This window comes from Citrobacter sp. Cpo126 (assembly GCF_030332445.1).
Lineage (GTDB): Bacteria > Pseudomonadota > Gammaproteobacteria > Enterobacterales > Enterobacteriaceae > Citrobacter > Citrobacter portucalensis.
This window is the reverse complement of sequence record NZ_JAOWHT010000028.1, coordinates 15,391-32,935: the sequence shown is the minus strand read 5'-3', so window position 1 is coordinate 32,935 and position 17,545 is coordinate 15,391. Positions and strand designations below refer to the sequence as shown.

14 protein-coding genes are annotated in these 17,545 nt (G+C 51.7%); 10 read left to right on the top strand and 4 right to left on the bottom strand.

Annotated features, from left to right (window positions below):
• From tuf to rpoC, 9 genes are all read left to right on the top strand, one after another.
• The coding region (gene tuf / locus OGY17_RS06795) for an elongation factor Tu (RefSeq protein WP_058842576.1) at positions 1-1,041 on the top strand (1,041 nt) is incomplete at its 5' end.
• A gap of 230 nt (positions 1,042-1,271) precedes the next feature.
• Positions 1,272-1,655 (top strand): preprotein translocase subunit SecE, encoded by a 384-nt coding sequence (gene secE / locus OGY17_RS06790; protein ID WP_003033128.1) that lies wholly within the window; start codon positions 1,272-1,274, stop codon positions 1,653-1,655.
• A gap of 1 nt (position 1,656) precedes the next feature.
• A complete protein-coding gene (nusG, locus tag OGY17_RS06785; protein WP_003033125.1) occupies positions 1,657-2,202 on the top strand; it encodes a transcription termination/antitermination protein NusG in 546 nt (181 codons plus the stop codon).
• Positions 2,203-2,356: 154 nt separating this feature from the next.
• Positions 2,357-2,785, top strand: a complete 429-nt coding sequence (gene rplK / locus OGY17_RS06780) for a 50S ribosomal protein L11 (protein ID WP_003033122.1) — start codon at positions 2,357-2,359, stop codon at positions 2,783-2,785.
• Between the two features lie 3 nt (positions 2,786-2,788).
• Complete coding sequence (gene rplA / locus OGY17_RS06775) at positions 2,789-3,496, top strand: 50S ribosomal protein L1 (protein WP_003033119.1); 708 nt, start codon at positions 2,789-2,791, stop codon at positions 3,494-3,496.
• 414 nt (positions 3,497-3,910) lie between these two features.
• The gene (gene rplJ / locus OGY17_RS06770) at positions 3,911-4,408 is read left to right on the top strand and encodes a 50S ribosomal protein L10 (protein WP_001207203.1); all 498 of its coding nucleotides are present in this window, start codon (positions 3,911-3,913) and stop codon (positions 4,406-4,408) included.
• Positions 4,409-4,474: 66 nt separating this feature from the next.
• The gene (gene rplL / locus OGY17_RS06765) at positions 4,475-4,840 is read left to right on the top strand and encodes a 50S ribosomal protein L7/L12 (protein WP_003033114.1); all 366 of its coding nucleotides are present in this window, start codon (positions 4,475-4,477) and stop codon (positions 4,838-4,840) included.
• Positions 4,841-5,160: 320 nt separating this feature from the next.
• Positions 5,161-9,189, top strand: coding sequence for a DNA-directed RNA polymerase subunit beta (gene rpoB, locus OGY17_RS06760; protein WP_003033111.1), 4,029 nt, complete (start codon positions 5,161-5,163; stop codon positions 9,187-9,189).
• Positions 9,190-9,265: 76 nt separating this feature from the next.
• Positions 9,266-13,489 (top strand): DNA-directed RNA polymerase subunit beta', encoded by a 4,224-nt coding sequence (gene rpoC / locus OGY17_RS06755; protein ID WP_003826919.1) that lies wholly within the window; start codon positions 9,266-9,268, stop codon positions 13,487-13,489.
• 102 nt (positions 13,490-13,591) lie between these two features.
• On the opposite strand, the gene OGY17_RS06750 is transcribed toward rpoC, so the two are convergent.
• Together OGY17_RS06750 and OGY17_RS06745 are read right to left on the bottom strand one after the other, a co-directional pair.
• Positions 13,592-13,909 carry a PTS lactose/cellobiose transporter subunit IIA gene (locus OGY17_RS06750; protein WP_008787121.1) on the bottom strand — a complete coding sequence of 106 codons (318 nt, stop codon included), beginning with the start codon at positions 13,907-13,909 and terminating at the stop codon, positions 13,592-13,594.
• A gap of 4 nt (positions 13,910-13,913) precedes the next feature.
• The gene (locus OGY17_RS06745) at positions 13,914-14,219 is read right to left on the bottom strand and encodes a PTS sugar transporter subunit IIB (protein WP_020996080.1); all 306 of its coding nucleotides are present in this window, start codon (positions 14,217-14,219) and stop codon (positions 13,914-13,916) included.
• 1,092 nt (positions 14,220-15,311) lie between these two features.
• Between OGY17_RS06745 and cspG the strand changes: the two genes are divergently transcribed.
• The gene (gene cspG, locus OGY17_RS06740; protein ID WP_003033098.1) at positions 15,312-15,524 is read left to right on the top strand and encodes a cold shock protein CspG; all 213 of its coding nucleotides are present in this window, start codon (positions 15,312-15,314) and stop codon (positions 15,522-15,524) included.
• Between the two features lie 119 nt (positions 15,525-15,643).
• On the opposite strand, the gene thiH is transcribed toward cspG, so the two are convergent.
• Complete coding sequence (gene thiH, locus OGY17_RS06735; RefSeq protein ID WP_008787119.1) at positions 15,644-16,777, bottom strand: 2-iminoacetate synthase ThiH; 1,134 nt, start codon at positions 16,775-16,777, stop codon at positions 15,644-15,646.
• Positions 16,774-17,544, bottom strand: coding sequence for a thiazole synthase (gene thiG / locus OGY17_RS06730; RefSeq protein ID WP_032941566.1), 771 nt, complete (start codon positions 17,542-17,544; stop codon positions 16,774-16,776). Before thiG ends, thiH begins: the two co-directional genes overlap by 4 nt.
• Between the last annotated feature and the right edge of the window lies 1 nt (position 17,545).

Genomic DNA, 17,545 nt, shown 5'->3' with positions numbered 1-17,545 from the left:
CAGATCGATAACGCGCCGGAAGAAAAAGCTCGTGGTATCACCATCAACACTTCTCACGTTGAATATGACACCCCGACTCGCCACTACGCACACGTAGACTGCCCGGGCCACGCCGACTATGTTAAAAACATGATCACCGGTGCTGCGCAGATGGACGGCGCGATCCTGGTTGTTGCTGCGACTGACGGCCCGATGCCGCAGACTCGTGAGCACATCCTGCTGGGTCGTCAGGTAGGCGTTCCGTACATCATCGTGTTCCTGAACAAATGCGACATGGTTGATGACGAAGAGCTGCTGGAACTGGTAGAAATGGAAGTTCGTGAACTTCTGTCTCAGTACGATTTCCCGGGCGACGACACTCCGATCGTTCGTGGTTCTGCTCTGAAAGCGCTGGAAGGCGAAGCAGAGTGGGAAGCGAAAATCATCGAACTGGCTGGCTTCCTGGATTCTTACATCCCAGAACCAGAGCGTGCGATTGACAAGCCGTTCCTGCTGCCTATCGAAGACGTATTCTCCATCTCCGGTCGTGGTACCGTTGTTACCGGTCGTGTAGAACGCGGTATCATCAAAGTTGGTGAAGAAGTTGAAATCGTTGGTATCAAAGAGACTGCTAAGTCTACCTGTACTGGCGTTGAAATGTTCCGCAAACTGCTGGACGAAGGCCGTGCTGGTGAGAACGTTGGTGTTCTGCTGCGTGGTATCAAACGTGAAGAAATCGAACGTGGTCAGGTACTGGCTAAGCCGGGCTCTATCAAGCCGCACACCAAGTTCGAATCTGAAGTGTACATTCTGTCCAAAGACGAAGGCGGCCGTCATACTCCGTTCTTCAAAGGCTACCGTCCGCAGTTCTACTTCCGTACTACTGACGTGACTGGTACCATCGAACTGCCGGAAGGCGTAGAGATGGTAATGCCGGGCGACAACATCAAAATGGTTGTTACCCTGATCCACCCAATCGCGATGGACGATGGTCTGCGTTTCGCAATCCGTGAAGGCGGTCGTACTGTTGGTGCGGGCGTTGTTGCCAAAGTAATGAGCTAATTGCCGAATAACATTTGACGCAATGCGCAATAAAAGGGCATCATTTGATGCCCTTTTTGCACGCTTTCACACCAGAACCTGGCTCATCAGTGATTTTTTTTGTCATAATCATTGCTGAGACAGGCTCTGAAGAGGGCGTTTAGTCCGAAACGCACCAGAGCATTTCGGTTTGGATCGCCTCGCTTACGCGGGGTGAAAATGTTTGTAGAATACTTCTGACAGGTTGGTTTATGAGTGCGAATACCGAAGCTCAAGGAAGCGGGCGCGGCCTGGAAGCGATGAAGTGGGTTGTTGTCGCTGTATTGCTGCTTGTAGCTATCGTTGGCAACTACCTCTATCGTGACATGATGCTGCCGCTGCGTGCGCTGGCCGTAGTGATTCTGATTGCCGCAGCGGGTGGTGTCGCGCTGTTGACAACAAAAGGTAAAGCGACCGTTGCTTTTGCCCGTGAAGCGAGAACCGAAGTCCGTAAGGTCATTTGGCCAACTCGCCAGGAAACATTGCACACCACATTAATTGTGGCTGCGGTTACCGCAGTAATGTCACTGATCCTGTGGGGACTGGATGGTATTCTGGTTCGCCTGGTATCCTTTATCACTGGCCTGAGGTTCTAAGATGTCTGAAGCCCCTAAAAAGCGCTGGTACGTCGTTCAGGCGTTTTCCGGTTTTGAAGGCCGCGTAGCCACGTCGCTGCGCGAATATATCAAGTTACAAAATATGGAAGAGCTGTTTGGCGAAGTCATGGTGCCGACCGAAGAAGTGGTCGAAATCCGTGGTGGCCAGCGTCGCAAGAGCGAACGTAAATTCTTCCCGGGCTATGTACTGGTCCAGATGGTGATGAATGACGCAAGCTGGCACCTGGTGCGCAGCGTGCCGCGTGTGATGGGCTTTATCGGCGGTACATCTGACCGTCCGGCGCCGATCAGCGACAAAGAAGTTGATGCGATCATGAACCGTCTGCAGCAGGTTGGCGATAAACCGCGTCCGAAAACGATGTTTGAGCCAGGTGAAATGGTTCGCGTTAGTGACGGTCCGTTTGCTGACTTTAACGGTGTGGTTGAAGAAGTGGACTACGAAAAGTCCCGCCTGAAAGTCTCTGTTTCTATCTTCGGTCGTGCGACCCCGGTAGAACTGGACTTTGCCCAGGTAGAAAAAGCCTAAACAGCGATCAAAAAAGCGGCGATTTAATCGTTGCACAAGGCGCGAGATTGGAATACAATTTCGCGCCTTTTGTTTTTATGGGCCCTGTCCGTAAAACGAATTTAATCACGGGGAGCCTCCTTGAGGCGCTATAACCCAACTAGAGGAATTTAGAATGGCTAAGAAAGTCCAGGCCTACGTCAAGCTGCAGGTTGCAGCTGGTATGGCTAACCCGAGTCCGCCGGTAGGTCCAGCACTGGGTCAACAAGGCGTGAACATCATGGAATTCTGCAAAGCGTTCAACGCAAAAACTGATTCCATGGAAAAAGGTCTGCCGATCCCGGTTGTTATCACCGTTTACGCTGACCGTTCTTTCACTTTCGTTACCAAAACGCCTCCGGCAGCAGTTCTGCTGAAGAAAGCGGCTGGTATCAAGTCTGGTTCCGGCAAGCCGAACAAAGACAAAGTGGGTAAAATTTCCCGCGCTCAGCTGCAGGAAATCGCGCAGACCAAAGCTGCCGACATGACTGGTTCCGACATTGAAGCGATGACTCGCTCCATTGAAGGTACTGCACGTTCCATGGGCCTGGTAGTGGAGGACTAAGAAATGGCTAAACTGACCAAGCGTATGCGCGTGATCCGTGACAAAGTTGATGCAACTAAACAGTACGACATCAACGAAGCTATTGCTCTGCTGAAAGAGCTGGCCACTGCTAAATTCGTAGAAAGCGTAGACGTTGCCGTTAACCTCGGCATCGACGCTCGTAAATCTGACCAGAACGTACGTGGTGCAACTGTACTGCCGCACGGTACTGGCCGTTCCGTTCGCGTAGCCGTATTTGCCCAGGGCGCAAACGCTGAAGCTGCTAAAGCTGCAGGCGCTGAGCTGGTAGGTATGGAAGATCTGGCTGACCAGATCAAGAAAGGCGAAATGAACTTTGACGTTGTTATTGCTTCCCCGGATGCAATGCGCGTTGTTGGCCAGCTGGGTCAGGTTCTGGGCCCGCGCGGCCTGATGCCAAACCCGAAAGTTGGTACTGTAACCCCTAACGTTGCTGAAGCAGTTAAGAACGCTAAAGCAGGTCAGGTTCGTTACCGTAACGACAAAAACGGCATCATCCACACCACCATCGGTAAAGTGGATTTTGACGCTGACAAACTGAAAGAAAACCTGGAATCTCTGCTGGTTGCGCTGAAAAAAGCGAAACCGACTCAGGCTAAAGGCGTGTACATCAAGAAAGTTAGCATCTCCACCACCATGGGTGCTGGTGTTGCCGTTGATCAGTCCGGTCTGACTGCGACTGTGGCGAACTAATATTCGCCTTTACGTGGGCGGTGATTTTGTCTACAATCTTACCCCCACGTTTCTGCTAATTGCAGACGTATATCCGAGATATTCAGGCTGTGGCAAGGCGACAACTGAGTGAATCGCCAGGAGCATAGTTAACTATGTGACTGGTGTGAACGAAGGCAGTCAACGCCGTCACAGATTGAATAGCGACAGATAGACAAGATTTGTTCGTTGGAGCCTGGCCTATCCAGGCCTCCGTCGAAGACCGCAGGTGTTTCGTAAGAAACTTAATGCCCTGCGTAGACGGTGACAGAACGCTAAGATTATTTCTGATACTCTGGCTTGTTTCTGCTCACCGTATTTAGACGCTCTTTCCGTTGGGGAGAGTGAAGTGAGTTCCGGAACATGAGTTCCGGCAAACATCCAGGAGCAAAGCTAATGGCTTTAAATCTTCAAGACAAACAAGCGATTGTTGCTGAAGTCAGCGAAGTAGCCAAAGGCGCGCTGTCTGCAGTAGTTGCGGATTCCCGTGGCGTAACTGTAGATAAAATGACTGAACTGCGTAAAGCAGGTCGTGAAGCTGGCGTATACATGCGTGTTGTTCGTAACACCCTGCTGCGCCGCGTCGTTGAAGGTACTCAGTTCGAGTGCCTGAAAGACACGTTTGTTGGTCCGACCCTGATTGCATACTCTATGGAACACCCGGGCGCTGCTGCTCGTCTGTTCAAAGAGTTCGCGAAAGCGAATGCAAAATTTGAGGTCAAAGCCGCAGCCTTTGAAGGTGAATTGATCCCGGCATCGCAAATCGATCGCCTGGCAACTCTGCCGACCTACGAAGAAGCAATTGCACGCCTGATGGCAACCATGAAAGAAGCTTCGGCTGGCAAACTGGTTCGTACTCTGGCTGCTGTACGCGATGCGAAAGAAGCTGCTTAATCGCAGTTATCTTTCTCAAGCATCTGCTTACGTATAAACTTATTCTGATTTTCAGGAACAATTTAAATGTCTATCACTAAAGATCAAATCATTGAAGCAGTATCCGCTATGTCCGTAATGGACGTTGTAGAACTGATCTCTGCAATGGAAGAAAAATTCGGTGTTTCCGCTGCTGCTGCTGTAGCTGTAGCTGCTGGCCCGGCTGAAGCTGCTGAAGAAAAAACTGAATTCGACGTAATTCTGAAAGCTGCTGGCGCTAACAAAGTTGCTGTAATCAAAGCAGTACGTGGCGCAACTGGCCTGGGTCTGAAAGAAGCTAAAGACCTGGTAGAATCTGCTCCGGCTGCCCTGAAAGAAGGCATCAGCAAAGACGACGCAGAAGCACTGAAAAAATCTCTGGAAGAAGCTGGCGCTGAAGTTGAAGTTAAATAAGCCAACTTTTCTGGTTGCAGCCTAAGAAATTAGGCTGATGGCTGGTGACTTTTTAGTCACCAGCCTTTTTGCGCTGTAAGGCGCCAGTAGCATTTCACACTGTTTGACTACTGCTGTGCCTTTCAATGCTTGTTTCTATCGACGTCTTAATATACTGCGACAGAGCATCAGTTCTGTGTAAATCGCAATGAAATGGTTTAAGCGTGATAGCAACAGGCATTGCGGAAAGTATTCGATTTTCCGGTCAACAAAATAGTGTTGCACAAACTGTCCCTTCGTCGGACAGATGGGTCGACTTGTCAGCGAGCTGAGGAACCCTAATGGTTTACTCCTATACCGAGAAAAAACGTATTCGTAAGGATTTTGGTAAACGTCCACAAGTGTTGGACATACCTTATCTCCTTTCTATCCAGCTTGACTCGTTTCAGAAGTTCATCGAGCAAGATCCTGAAGGGCAGTATGGTCTGGAAGCAGCTTTCCGTTCCGTTTTCCCGATTCAGAGCTACAGCGGTAATTCCGAGCTGCAATACGTCAGCTACCGCCTTGGCGAACCGGTGTTTGACGTTCAGGAATGTCAGATCCGTGGCGTGACCTATTCCGCACCGCTGCGCGTAAAACTGCGTCTGGTGATCTACGAGCGCGAAGCGCCGGAAGGCACCGTAAAAGACATTAAAGAACAAGAAGTCTACATGGGCGAAATTCCGCTCATGACTGACAACGGTACCTTTGTAATCAATGGTACTGAGCGTGTTATCGTTTCTCAGCTGCACCGTAGTCCTGGCGTCTTCTTTGACTCCGACAAAGGTAAAACCCACTCTTCGGGTAAAGTGCTGTATAACGCGCGCATCATCCCTTACCGTGGTTCCTGGCTGGACTTCGAATTCGATCCGAAGGACAACCTGTTCGTACGTATTGACCGTCGCCGTAAACTGCCTGCGACCATTATTCTGCGTGCACTGAACTACACCACTGAGCAGATCCTTGACCTGTTCTTTGAAAAAGTTGTTTTCGAAATTCGCGACAACAAGCTGCAGATGGAACTGGTGCCGGAACGCCTGCGTGGTGAAACCGCTTCCTTTGACATTGAAGCTAACGGCAAAGTCTACGTCGAAAAAGGCCGTCGCATCACTGCGCGCCATATTCGCCAACTGGAAAAAGACGATATCAAACATATCGAAGTTCCGGTTGAATACATTGCTGGTAAAGTTGCGGCTAAAGACTACGTTGACGAATCTACTGGCGAGCTGATCTGCGCAGCTAACATGGAGCTGAGCCTGGATCTGCTGGCTAAGCTGAGCCAGTCTGGTCACAAGCGTATCGAAACGCTGTTCACTAACGATCTGGATCACGGTCCGTACATTTCTGAAACTGTACGTGTTGACCCAACCAACGATCGTCTGAGCGCACTGGTAGAAATCTACCGCATGATGCGTCCTGGTGAGCCGCCGACTCGTGAAGCTGCTGAAAGCCTGTTCGAGAACCTGTTCTTCTCCGAAGACCGCTATGACCTGTCTGCGGTTGGTCGTATGAAGTTCAACCGTTCTCTGCTGCGCGACGAAATCGAAGGTTCCGGTATCCTGAGCAAAGACGACATCATCGAAGTGATGAAGAAGCTCATCGATATCCGTAACGGTAAAGGCGAAGTCGATGATATCGACCACCTCGGCAACCGTCGTATCCGTTCCGTAGGCGAAATGGCGGAAAACCAGTTCCGCGTTGGCCTGGTACGTGTTGAGCGTGCGGTGAAAGAGCGTCTGTCTCTGGGCGATCTGGATACCCTGATGCCTCAGGATATGATCAACGCCAAGCCGATTTCTGCAGCAGTGAAAGAGTTCTTTGGTTCCAGCCAGCTGTCTCAGTTTATGGACCAGAACAACCCGCTGTCTGAGATTACGCACAAACGTCGTATCTCTGCACTCGGCCCAGGCGGTCTGACCCGTGAACGCGCAGGCTTCGAAGTTCGAGACGTACACCCGACTCACTACGGTCGCGTATGTCCAATCGAAACACCTGAAGGTCCGAACATCGGTCTGATCAACTCCCTGTCCGTGTATGCACAGACTAACGAATACGGCTTCCTTGAGACTCCGTACCGTAAAGTGACCGACGGTGTTGTAACTGACGAAATTCATTACCTGTCTGCTATCGAAGAAGGCAACTACGTTATCGCTCAGGCGAACTCCAACCTGGATGACGAAGGCCACTTTGTAGAAGATCTGGTTACCTGCCGTAGCAAAGGCGAATCCAGCTTGTTCAGCCGCGACCAGGTTGACTACATGGACGTATCCACCCAGCAGGTGGTATCCGTCGGTGCGTCCCTGATCCCGTTCCTGGAACACGATGACGCCAACCGTGCATTGATGGGTGCGAACATGCAACGTCAGGCCGTTCCGACTCTGCGCGCTGATAAGCCGCTGGTTGGTACCGGTATGGAACGTGCTGTAGCCGTCGACTCCGGTGTTACTGCAGTTGCTAAACGTGGCGGTACTGTTCAGTACGTGGATGCTTCCCGTATCGTTATCAAAGTTAACGAAGACGAGATGTACCCGGGCGAAGCAGGTATCGACATTTATAACCTGACCAAATACACCCGTTCTAACCAGAACACCTGCATCAACCAGATGCCTTGCGTATCTCTGGGCGAGCCGGTTGAACGTGGTGATGTGCTGGCAGACGGTCCGTCCACCGACCTCGGTGAACTGGCGCTGGGTCAGAACATGCGCGTGGCATTCATGCCATGGAATGGTTACAACTTCGAAGACTCCATCCTCGTATCCGAGCGTGTTGTCCAGGAAGACCGTTTCACCACCATCCATATTCAGGAACTGGCATGTGTGTCCCGTGACACCAAGCTGGGGCCAGAAGAGATCACCGCTGACATCCCGAACGTGGGTGAAGCTGCGCTCTCCAAACTGGATGAATCCGGTATCGTTTATATCGGTGCAGAAGTGACCGGTGGCGACATTCTGGTTGGTAAGGTAACGCCGAAAGGTGAAACCCAGCTGACGCCAGAAGAGAAGCTGCTGCGTGCGATCTTCGGTGAGAAAGCGTCTGACGTTAAAGACTCTTCTCTGCGCGTGCCAAACGGTGTTTCCGGTACGATTATCGACGTTCAGGTCTTTACTCGCGATGGCGTAGAAAAAGACAAACGTGCGCTGGAAATCGAAGAGATGCAGCTGAAGCAGGCGAAAAAAGACCTGTCTGAAGAACTGCAGATCCTCGAAGCTGGCCTGTTCAGCCGTATCTACGCTGTGCTGGTTTCCGGTGGTGTTGAAGCTGAGAAGCTCGACAAACTGCCGCGCGACCGCTGGTTAGAACTCGGCCTGACCGACGAAGAGAAACAGAATCAGCTGGAACAACTGGCTGAGCAGTACGACGAACTGAAACACGAATTCGAGAAAAAACTCGAAGCGAAACGCCGTAAAATCACTCAGGGCGACGATCTGGCACCGGGCGTGCTGAAGATTGTTAAGGTGTATCTGGCGGTTAAACGTCGGATCCAGCCTGGTGATAAGATGGCAGGTCGTCACGGTAACAAGGGTGTAATCTCTAAGATCAACCCGATCGAAGATATGCCACACGATGCTAACGGTACGCCGGTAGATATCGTACTGAACCCGCTGGGCGTACCATCGCGTATGAACATCGGTCAGATCCTTGAAACCCACCTGGGTATGGCTGCAAAAGGTATCGGCGATAAGATCAACGCCATGCTGAAACAGCAGCAGGAAGTCGCGAAACTGCGCGAATTCATCCAGCGTGCTTACGATCTGGGTTCAGATGTTCGTCAGAAAGTTGACCTGAATACCTTCAGCGATGAAGAAGTTCTGCGTCTGGCTGAAAACCTGAAAAAAGGTATGCCGATCGCAACGCCGGTATTCGACGGTGCGAAAGAGTCTGAAATCAAGGAACTGTTACAGCTGGGTGGCCTGCCGACTTCCGGTCAGATCACACTGTTCGACGGTCGTACCGGTGAGCAGTTCGAGCGCCAGGTTACCGTTGGCTATATGTACATGCTGAAACTGAACCACTTGGTTGATGACAAGATGCATGCGCGTTCTACCGGTTCTTACAGCCTGGTTACTCAGCAGCCGCTGGGTGGTAAGGCGCAGTTCGGTGGTCAGCGCTTCGGGGAGATGGAAGTGTGGGCGCTGGAAGCATATGGCGCAGCATACACCCTGCAGGAAATGCTCACCGTTAAGTCTGATGACGTGAACGGTCGTACTAAGATGTATAAAAACATCGTGGACGGCAACCATCAGATGGAACCAGGCATGCCGGAATCCTTCAACGTACTGTTGAAAGAGATTCGTTCGCTGGGTATCAACATCGAGCTGGAAGACGAGTAACTCTCGATCAAACAGGTCACTGGTGCTGGCGTAACAGCCAGCGCCAGATTGTGCTAACTCCGACGGGAGCAAATCCGTGAAAGATTTATTAAAGTTTCTGAAAGCGCAGACTAAAACCGAAGAGTTTGATGCGATCAAAATTGCTCTGGCCTCGCCAGACATGATCCGTTCATGGTCTTTCGGTGAAGTTAAGAAGCCGGAAACCATTAACTACCGTACGTTCAAACCTGAACGTGACGGCCTTTTCTGCGCCCGTATCTTTGGGCCGGTAAAAGACTACGAGTGCCTGTGCGGTAAGTACAAGCGCCTGAAACACCGTGGTGTGATCTGTGAGAAGTGCGGCGTTGAAGTGACCCAGACTAAAGTACGCCGTGAGCGTATGGGCCACATCGAGCTGGCGTCTCCGACTGCTCACATCTGGTTCCTGAAATCGCTGCCGTCCCGTATCGGTCTGCTGCTTGATATGCCGCTGCGCGATATCGAGCGCGTGCTGTACTTCGAATCTTATGTAGTTATCGAAGGCGGTATGACTAACCTGGAACGTCAACAGATCCTGACTGAAGAGCAGTATCTGGACGCGCTGGAAGAATTCGGTGACGAATTCGACGCGAAGATGGGTGCGGAAGCTATCCAGGCTCTGCTGAAAAGCATGGATCTGGAGCAAGAGTGTGAAACTCTGCGCGAAGAGCTGAACGAAACCAACTCTGAAACCAAGCGTAAGAAGCTGACCAAGCGTATCAAACTGCTGGAAGCCTTCGTACAGTCTGGTAACAAGCCAGAGTGGATGATCCTGACCGTTCTGCCGGTTCTGCCGCCAGATCTGCGTCCGCTGGTTCCGCTGGATGGTGGTCGTTTCGCAACATCGGATCTGAACGATCTGTATCGTCGCGTTATCAACCGTAACAACCGTCTGAAGCGTCTGCTGGATCTGGCTGCGCCGGACATCATCGTACGCAACGAAAAACGTATGCTGCAGGAAGCGGTTGACGCCCTGCTGGATAACGGTCGTCGCGGTCGTGCGATCACCGGTTCTAACAAACGTCCTCTGAAATCTTTGGCCGACATGATCAAAGGTAAGCAGGGTCGTTTCCGTCAGAACCTGCTCGGTAAGCGTGTTGACTACTCCGGTCGTTCTGTAATCACCGTAGGTCCATACCTGCGTCTGCATCAGTGCGGTCTGCCGAAGAAAATGGCACTGGAACTGTTCAAACCGTTCATCTACGGCAAGCTGGAACTGCGTGGCCTGGCCACCACCATCAAAGCCGCTAAGAAAATGGTTGAGCGTGAAGAAGCTGTCGTTTGGGATATCCTGGACGAAGTTATCCGCGAACACCCGGTACTGCTGAACCGTGCACCAACACTGCACCGTCTGGGTATCCAGGCATTTGAACCGGTACTAATCGAAGGTAAAGCTATCCAGCTGCACCCGCTGGTTTGTGCGGCATATAACGCCGACTTCGATGGTGACCAGATGGCTGTTCACGTACCGCTGACGCTGGAAGCCCAGCTCGAAGCGCGTGCGCTGATGATGTCTACCAACAACATCCTGTCTCCGGCGAACGGCGAACCTATCATCGTTCCGTCTCAGGACGTTGTATTGGGTCTGTACTACATGACTCGTGACTGTGTTAACGCCAAAGGCGAAGGCATGGTGCTGACTGGCCCGAAAGAAGCTGAGCGTATCTATCGCGCAGGTCTGGCCTCTCTGCATGCGCGCGTTAAAGTGCGTATCACCGAATATGAAAAAGATGAAAACGGCGAATTCGTTGCGAAAACCAGCCTGAAAGACACGACCGTTGGCCGTGCCATTCTGTGGATGATCGTACCGAAAGGTCTGCCTTTCTCCATCGTCAACCAGGCGCTGGGCAAGAAAGCTATCTCCAAAATGCTGAACACCTGTTACCGCATTCTGGGCCTGAAGCCGACCGTTATCTTCGCTGACCAGACAATGTACACCGGCTTTGCATATGCAGCGCGTTCAGGTGCATCTGTTGGTATTGATGACATGGTCATCCCAGAGAAGAAACACGAGATCATCTCGGAAGCGGAAGCTGAAGTTGCTGAGATCCAGGAGCAGTTCCAGTCTGGTCTGGTAACCGCAGGCGAACGCTATAACAAAGTTATCGATATCTGGGCTGCGGCGAACGATCGTGTATCCAAAGCGATGATGGATAACCTGCAAACCGAAACCGTTATTAACCGTGACGGCGTAGAAGAGCAGCAGGTTTCCTTCAACAGCATCTACATGATGGCCGACTCCGGTGCGCGTGGTTCTGCAGCACAGATTCGTCAGCTGGCCGGTATGCGTGGTCTGATGGCGAAGCCAGATGGCTCCATCATCGAAACGCCAATCACCGCGAACTTCCGTGAAGGTCTGAACGTACTCCAGTACTTCATCTCTACTCACGGTGCTCGTAAAGGTCTGGCGGATACCGCACTGAAAACAGCGAACTCCGGTTATCTGACTCGTCGTCTGGTTGACGTCGCGCAGGACCTGGTTGTTACTGAAGACGATTGCGGCACTCTGGAAGGCATCACCATGACCCCGGTTATCGAGGGTGGTGACGTTAAAGAGCCGCTGCGCGATCGCGTTCTGGGTCGTGTAACTGCTGAAGACGTACTGAAGCCGGGTACGGCGGATATTCTGGTTCCACGCAACACGCTGCTGCACGAACAGTGGTGTGATCTGCTGGAAGAGAACTCCGTTGACTCCGTTAAAGTCCGTTCCGTTGTATCTTGTGACACCGACTTTGGTGTATGTGCGCACTGCTATGGTCGTGACCTGGCGCGTGGCCACATCATCAACAAAGGTGAAGCAATCGGCGTTATCGCGGCACAGTCCATCGGTGAACCGGGTACACAGCTGACGATGCGTACGTTCCACATCGGTGGTGCGGCATCTCGTGCGGCTGCTGAATCCAGCATCCAGGTGAAAAACAAAGGTAGCATCCGTCTGAGCAACGCGAAGTCGGTTGTGAACTCCAGCGGTAAACTGGTTATCACCTCACGTAACACCGAACTGAAACTGATCGACGAATTCGGCCGTACCAAAGAAAGCTATAAAGTGCCTTACGGCTCCGTTATGGCGAAAGGTGATGGCGAACAGGTTGCTGGCGGCGAAACCGTAGCAAACTGGGATCCGCACACCATGCCAGTTATCACCGAAGTGAGTGGTTTTGTCCGCTTCACTGACATGATCGATGGCCAGACCATTACTCGTCAGACTGACGAGCTGACCGGTCTGTCTTCTCTGGTGGTTCTGGATTCTGCAGAGCGTACTGCGGGTGGTAAAGACCTGCGTCCGGCACTGAAAATTGTTGATGCTCAGGGCAACGACGTTCTGATCCCTGGCACCGATATGCCTGCTCAGTACTTCCTGCCGGGTAAAGCGATTGTTCAGCTGGAAGATGGCGTACAGATCAGCTCTGGTGACACCCTGGCGCGTGTTCCGCAGGAATCCGGCGGTACCAAGGATATCACCGGTGGTCTGCCGCGCGTTGCGGACCTGTTCGAAGCACGTCGTCCGAAAGAGCCGGCAATCCTGGCTGAAATCAGCGGCATCATTTCCTTCGGTAAAGAAACCAAAGGTAAACGTCGTCTGGTTATCACCCCGGTAGACGGTAGCGAACCGTACGAAGAGATGATTCCGAAATGGCGTCAGCTCAACGTGTTCGAAGGTGAACGTGTAGAACGTGGTGACGTGGTTTCCGATGGTCCGGAAGCGCCGCACGACATCCTGCGTCTGCGTGGTGTGCATGCTGTAACTCGTTACATCGTTAACGAAGTTCAGGACGTATACCGTCTGCAGGGTGTTAAGATTAACGATAAACACATCGAAGTTATCGTTCGTCAGATGCTGCGTAAAGCCACCATCGAAAGCGCTGGTAGCTCCGACTTCCTGGAAGGCGAGCAGGTTGAATACTCCCGCGTCAAGATCGCAAACCGCGAGCTGGAAGCGAACGGCAAAGTGGGTGCAACGTTCTCCCGCGATCTGCTGGGTATCACCAAAGCGTCTCTGGCAACCGAGTCCTTCATCTCTGCAGCATCGTTCCAGGAAACCACGCGTGTCCTGACCGAAGCAGCTGTTGCAGGTAAACGTGATGAACTGCGCGGTCTGAAAGAGAACGTCATCGTGGGTCGTCTGATCCCGGCAGGTACTGGTTATGCGTACCACCAGGATCGTATGCGCCGTCGCGCAGCGGGCGAACTGCCAGCTGCACCGCAGGTAACTGCTGAAGATGCGTCTGCCAGCCTGGCAGAACTGCTGAACGCAGGCCTGGGCGGTTCTGACAACGATTAATCGTTGCCGACCATAAAAAAAAACCCGCTTCGGCGGGTTTTTTTATGTCTATGTTATTTCTGATGGCGTTTATCAGGTCTACGAAGCCATCCGGCAGTGTCATTAATTTATCGGTGGTAACCGCCGATAAAGCTCAATCATATCGCCGGCCAGATCCTGAATCACCATGGCATTCATCAGGTGGTCCTGCGAATGGACGGTGATGAGATTAACCGGTAGTTTGCCAGTGCCCTCGTCAATACCGATCAGCTGGGTCTGGATTTTATGCGCTTGTTTGACGTACTCGCGTGATTCCGTCATCGCTTGTTCTGCACCGGCGAAATCACCCTTACGCGCCAGTTGCAGTGCCGTCAGGGCCTGGCTGCGGGCAGCGCCAGCGTTTACCAATAACTCCATGATGATCGTTTCTAACTCTTCCATACCATCACTCCAGTAGTTTCAGCGCCTTATCCAGTACCGCATCGCCTTTCATCATGCCGTAATCCATCATGTCGATAACGGCGACCTTTTTGCCTAGTGGGTCGGCGATCGCCTGTAGCTTGGCCTGTTCATACTTAACCTGTGGACCGAGCAAAACGATATCCGCTGTAGAGATATTCTCTTCAAACTCGGCCACCGGGACGGCTTTGATAGTGACGTCGACGCCTTTTTTCTGGGCGGCATCTTTCATCCTTTGCACCAGCATGCTGGTGGACATTCCGGCGGCACAGCATAAAACGATGTTTTTCATAAGCAGTCTCGATCAACATGTGTGAGTTGATAATTATCGCGAGCCAGCTATAGCAACAACTGCTTTGCAACGATTGTGTGCAAGGCATCACAAAGAAAGCCGCTTTTTCTGAAACCGGTTACAAAAAGAGGCAGAACCCTGCGTTCTGGACCAGAGCCAGCGGCTTTTTGACTCGCTTATCACATGCTGGAATATATAATCACTGTCAATAAAGACATGTTATAAAAAACAGTATTGACAGCGTTTTTTAAACCCGTATGTTAATACTTAACAGCGGAGAAATTGTAGTTTGCTGTTAACGTAGTAAGTGTTAGTAGAGCTTGATTGGGGTTTGCGATAAAGGCCACGAAGTATTTTTTGTATGGGATAGTCGATGCTGAAAACGCTATTTTTCACTTCGACAATGCTTTCAGGCCACGTAGTTGATATATCTAATCGCAAAAAGTCAGTAAAGCGCGACGATGTAACGCCATGATTTTATAGTAAATGTTTGTGATTTCTGCTTTTCTGGTTATCACAAGGGAAATAAGGCAACGCATCAAAGAGTATATGTCGCGAGGGGAAGTGTACTTGTTTAGGTCACCAGCCTTGAGTTCTATTATCAAGCGGGTGGAATGTGTTTAACGGTAAATAGAGGAAAGCTTCAGTTAGTATCAATATCCAATATTATCTGTAGTAAACGTGTACATTTTAAAGTAGTACCATCAGCAGTATTAAATCGTTAAGTTTATTAATGTTAAATTTGAAGTGTGTAGTAACGTAAAGCCCTGACTGCAATAGTCGGGGCTTTTGTTCATTGTAGATCAAGCTGTTATCCAGGATGCTTAGCCGCGATGGTTCAACATTGCATCACTCAGTGGGTATTAAAAAAATTAATGCTTGCTTAATGATTAGAAGTAGGTCTACTATAGCGGCATCGGTTTGGAACACAGACCTTATGCAAGCAGTTTTAGTAAAGCAGTTCTCAGTTCAAGCGTTATCCTCAGATACTCTTCTTCATGAGCCTCCTCCCTAAGTGCCCCATAAGTTAATTTCTGCAAAACAGGCCATCTTCGCTGCATAAGCGGCTCAAAAACATGAAAGGAAGTATCTATGTCTAACAAAATGACTGGTTTAGTAAAATGGTTTAACTCTGATAAAGGCTTCGGCTTTATCACTCCTCAGGACGGTAGCAAGGATGTGTTTGTACATTTCTCCGCTATCCAGAGTAACGATTTTAAAACGTTAGACGAAGGTCAAAAGGTGGAGTTCTCCGTGGAGAATGGCGCTAAAGGCCCGTCTGCTGTTAACGTTGTCGCGCTGTAATCGCCGATAATTTCACGAGCGCTTACGATAGCGATGAAGGCCAGAGCCCGAGCAGTTAAGTGCCAGTGAAGAAAAAACCCGCGAAAGCGGGTTTTTTTGTTTATGCGATTGCTCCTGACCTACGGTACCTGTGAAGCGCGCCCCAGATAGCTGTCCCAGTCTTTCCACACGGGCTGTAAACCCTGGGCCATGAGTGCTTCAGCAACGGCTTCTGGGCGACGATCGTCGTGCGGGGAGAACTGTTCCAGTTCGGGGTGGTTATCGGCATAACCACCGGGCTGGGTTTTTGAGAAGGCGCTGACGTTGTTGATCGCCAACGGGATCACATGGTCACGAAACCATGGCGATTCGCGGGTGGAGAGCGACAGCTCAATTTCTGGCGCCAGTAAACGAAACGCGCAAATGGTCTGGACCAACTGTCGCTCATCCATGATCGATGCAGGCTCAACGCCTCCGGTGCATGGGCGCAGGCGAGGGAAGGAGATAGAGTAACGGCTCTGCCAGTAATGCTGCTGCATCCATAGCAGATGTTCAGCCACCATATAGCAATCAACCCGCCAGCTGTCGGACAAACCAATCAACGCGCCAAGACCGATTTTGTCGATCCCTGCGCGGCCCAGCCTGTCCGGCGTTTCCAGGCGCCAGAAGAAATCCTGCTTTTTCCCTTTTAAATGGTGACGAGCGTAAGTTGCCTCATGATAACTCTCCTGATACACCATTACGCCATCCAGCCCCAGCGTCTTCAGCTCTGCATATTCAGCCTCTGACAACGGCTGTACCTCCATCTGTAAAGAGGCGAACTGGCGGCGAATGGCGGGCAAATGGCGACGAAAGTAATCCATCCCCACTTTTGCCTGATGTTCACCGGTGACCAGCAGCAGATGCTCAAAGCCCAGCTCACGGATAGCCGCACACTCCCGTATTATCTCATCTTCGTCCAGCGTTTTGCGTTTGATACGGTTGCTCATCGAAAAACCGCAGTAGGTGCAGTCGTTGGCGCAAAGGTTGGAGAGATACAACGGCACGTAAAAGCTCACCGTGTTACCAAAACGCTGACGGGTGAGCTTCTGCGCCCGCTGCGCCAGCGGCTCCAGATAATCGGCGGCGGCAGGAGAGAGCAATGCCATCAGATCGTCGCGACTAAGATGCGAAGCGTTGAGGGCGCGCTCCACGTCAGCGGCGGTTTTACCGTTGATACGCAGGCGGATGTCGTCCCAGTCCAGCTGTCGCCAGCGGTCGCTGAACGTTTTCATGCGAAGGCCTCCAGGAATCCGGTTAACGGGCTGGTGGGACTTGCCTGCGAACTTTTGCTTCCTGGTACCGCCTGGCGTGCCAGCAAGCCAGCTTCAACGGCCAGACGGAAGGCGGTTGCCATCATCACCGGGCTGTCGGCTACCGCGATTGCCGTATTGACCAACACCGCGTCGGCACCCATTTCCAGCGCCTGCGTGGCGTGGCTGGGGACGCCGATGCCTGCATCAACCACCACCGGCACGGTCGCCTGTTGGATAATAATCTCCAGCATCGCTTTGGTTTCCAGCCCCTGATTAGAACCGATGGGCGCGCCGAGCGGCATGACTGCAGAACAGCCTACTTCTTCCAGCCGTTTGCACAGCACCGGATCTGCGCCACAGTAAGGCAGTACCACGAAGCCCTTTTTCACCAGTGCTTCTGCGGCTTTCAATGTTTCGATTGGATCGGGTAACAGCCAGCGGGCGTCCGGGTGGATTTCTAATTTCAGCCAGTTTGTGCCCAGCGCTTCACGCGCCAACTGGGCAGCAAAAATCGCCTCTTCAGCAGTTTTTGCCCCCGAAGTGTTGGGCAACAGCGTCACACCAGCGTCTACCAGCGGCGCCAGAATGGCATCGTTGTGCTGACGTAAATCCACGCGCTTCATGGCCAGCGTTACCAGTTGGCTGCCGGAGGCGCGAATCGCCTCGACCATCAGCTGCGATGAAGCAAATTTTCCGGTGCCGGTGAACAGATGCGAATCAAACGTTTTGTCGGCAATACGTAACATA

Bases quoted from the DNA above. Each gene is read 5' to 3' on its own strand.
- secE (WP_003033128.1), top strand. From the start codon at position 1,272: ATGAGTGCGAATACCGAAGCTCAAGGAAGCGGGCGCGGCCTGGAAGCG.
- nusG (WP_003033125.1), top strand. From the start codon at position 1,657: ATGTCTGAAGCCCCTAAAAAGCGCTGGTACGTCGTTCAGGCGTTTTCC.
- rplK (WP_003033122.1), top strand. From the start codon at position 2,357: ATGGCTAAGAAAGTCCAGGCCTACGTCAAGCTGCAGGTTGCAGCTGGT.
- rplA (WP_003033119.1), top strand. From the start codon at position 2,789: ATGGCTAAACTGACCAAGCGTATGCGCGTGATCCGTGACAAAGTTGAT.
- rplJ (WP_001207203.1), top strand. From the start codon at position 3,911: ATGGCTTTAAATCTTCAAGACAAACAAGCGATTGTTGCTGAAGTCAGC.
- rplL (WP_003033114.1), top strand. From the start codon at position 4,475: ATGTCTATCACTAAAGATCAAATCATTGAAGCAGTATCCGCTATGTCC.
- rpoB (WP_003033111.1), top strand. From the start codon at position 5,161: ATGGTTTACTCCTATACCGAGAAAAAACGTATTCGTAAGGATTTTGGT.
- OGY17_RS06750 (WP_008787121.1), bottom strand. From the start codon at position 13,909: ATGGAAGAGTTAGAAACGATCATCATGGAGTTATTGGTAAACGCTGGC.
- OGY17_RS06745 (WP_020996080.1), bottom strand. From the start codon at position 14,219: ATGAAAAACATCGTTTTATGCTGTGCCGCCGGAATGTCCACCAGCATG.
- cspG (WP_003033098.1), top strand. From the start codon at position 15,312: ATGTCTAACAAAATGACTGGTTTAGTAAAATGGTTTAACTCTGATAAA.
- thiH (WP_008787119.1), bottom strand. From the start codon at position 16,777: ATGAAAACGTTCAGCGACCGCTGGCGACAGCTGGACTGGGACGACATC.
- thiG (WP_032941566.1), bottom strand. From the start codon at position 17,544: ATGTTACGTATTGCCGACAAAACGTTTGATTCGCATCTGTTCACCGGC.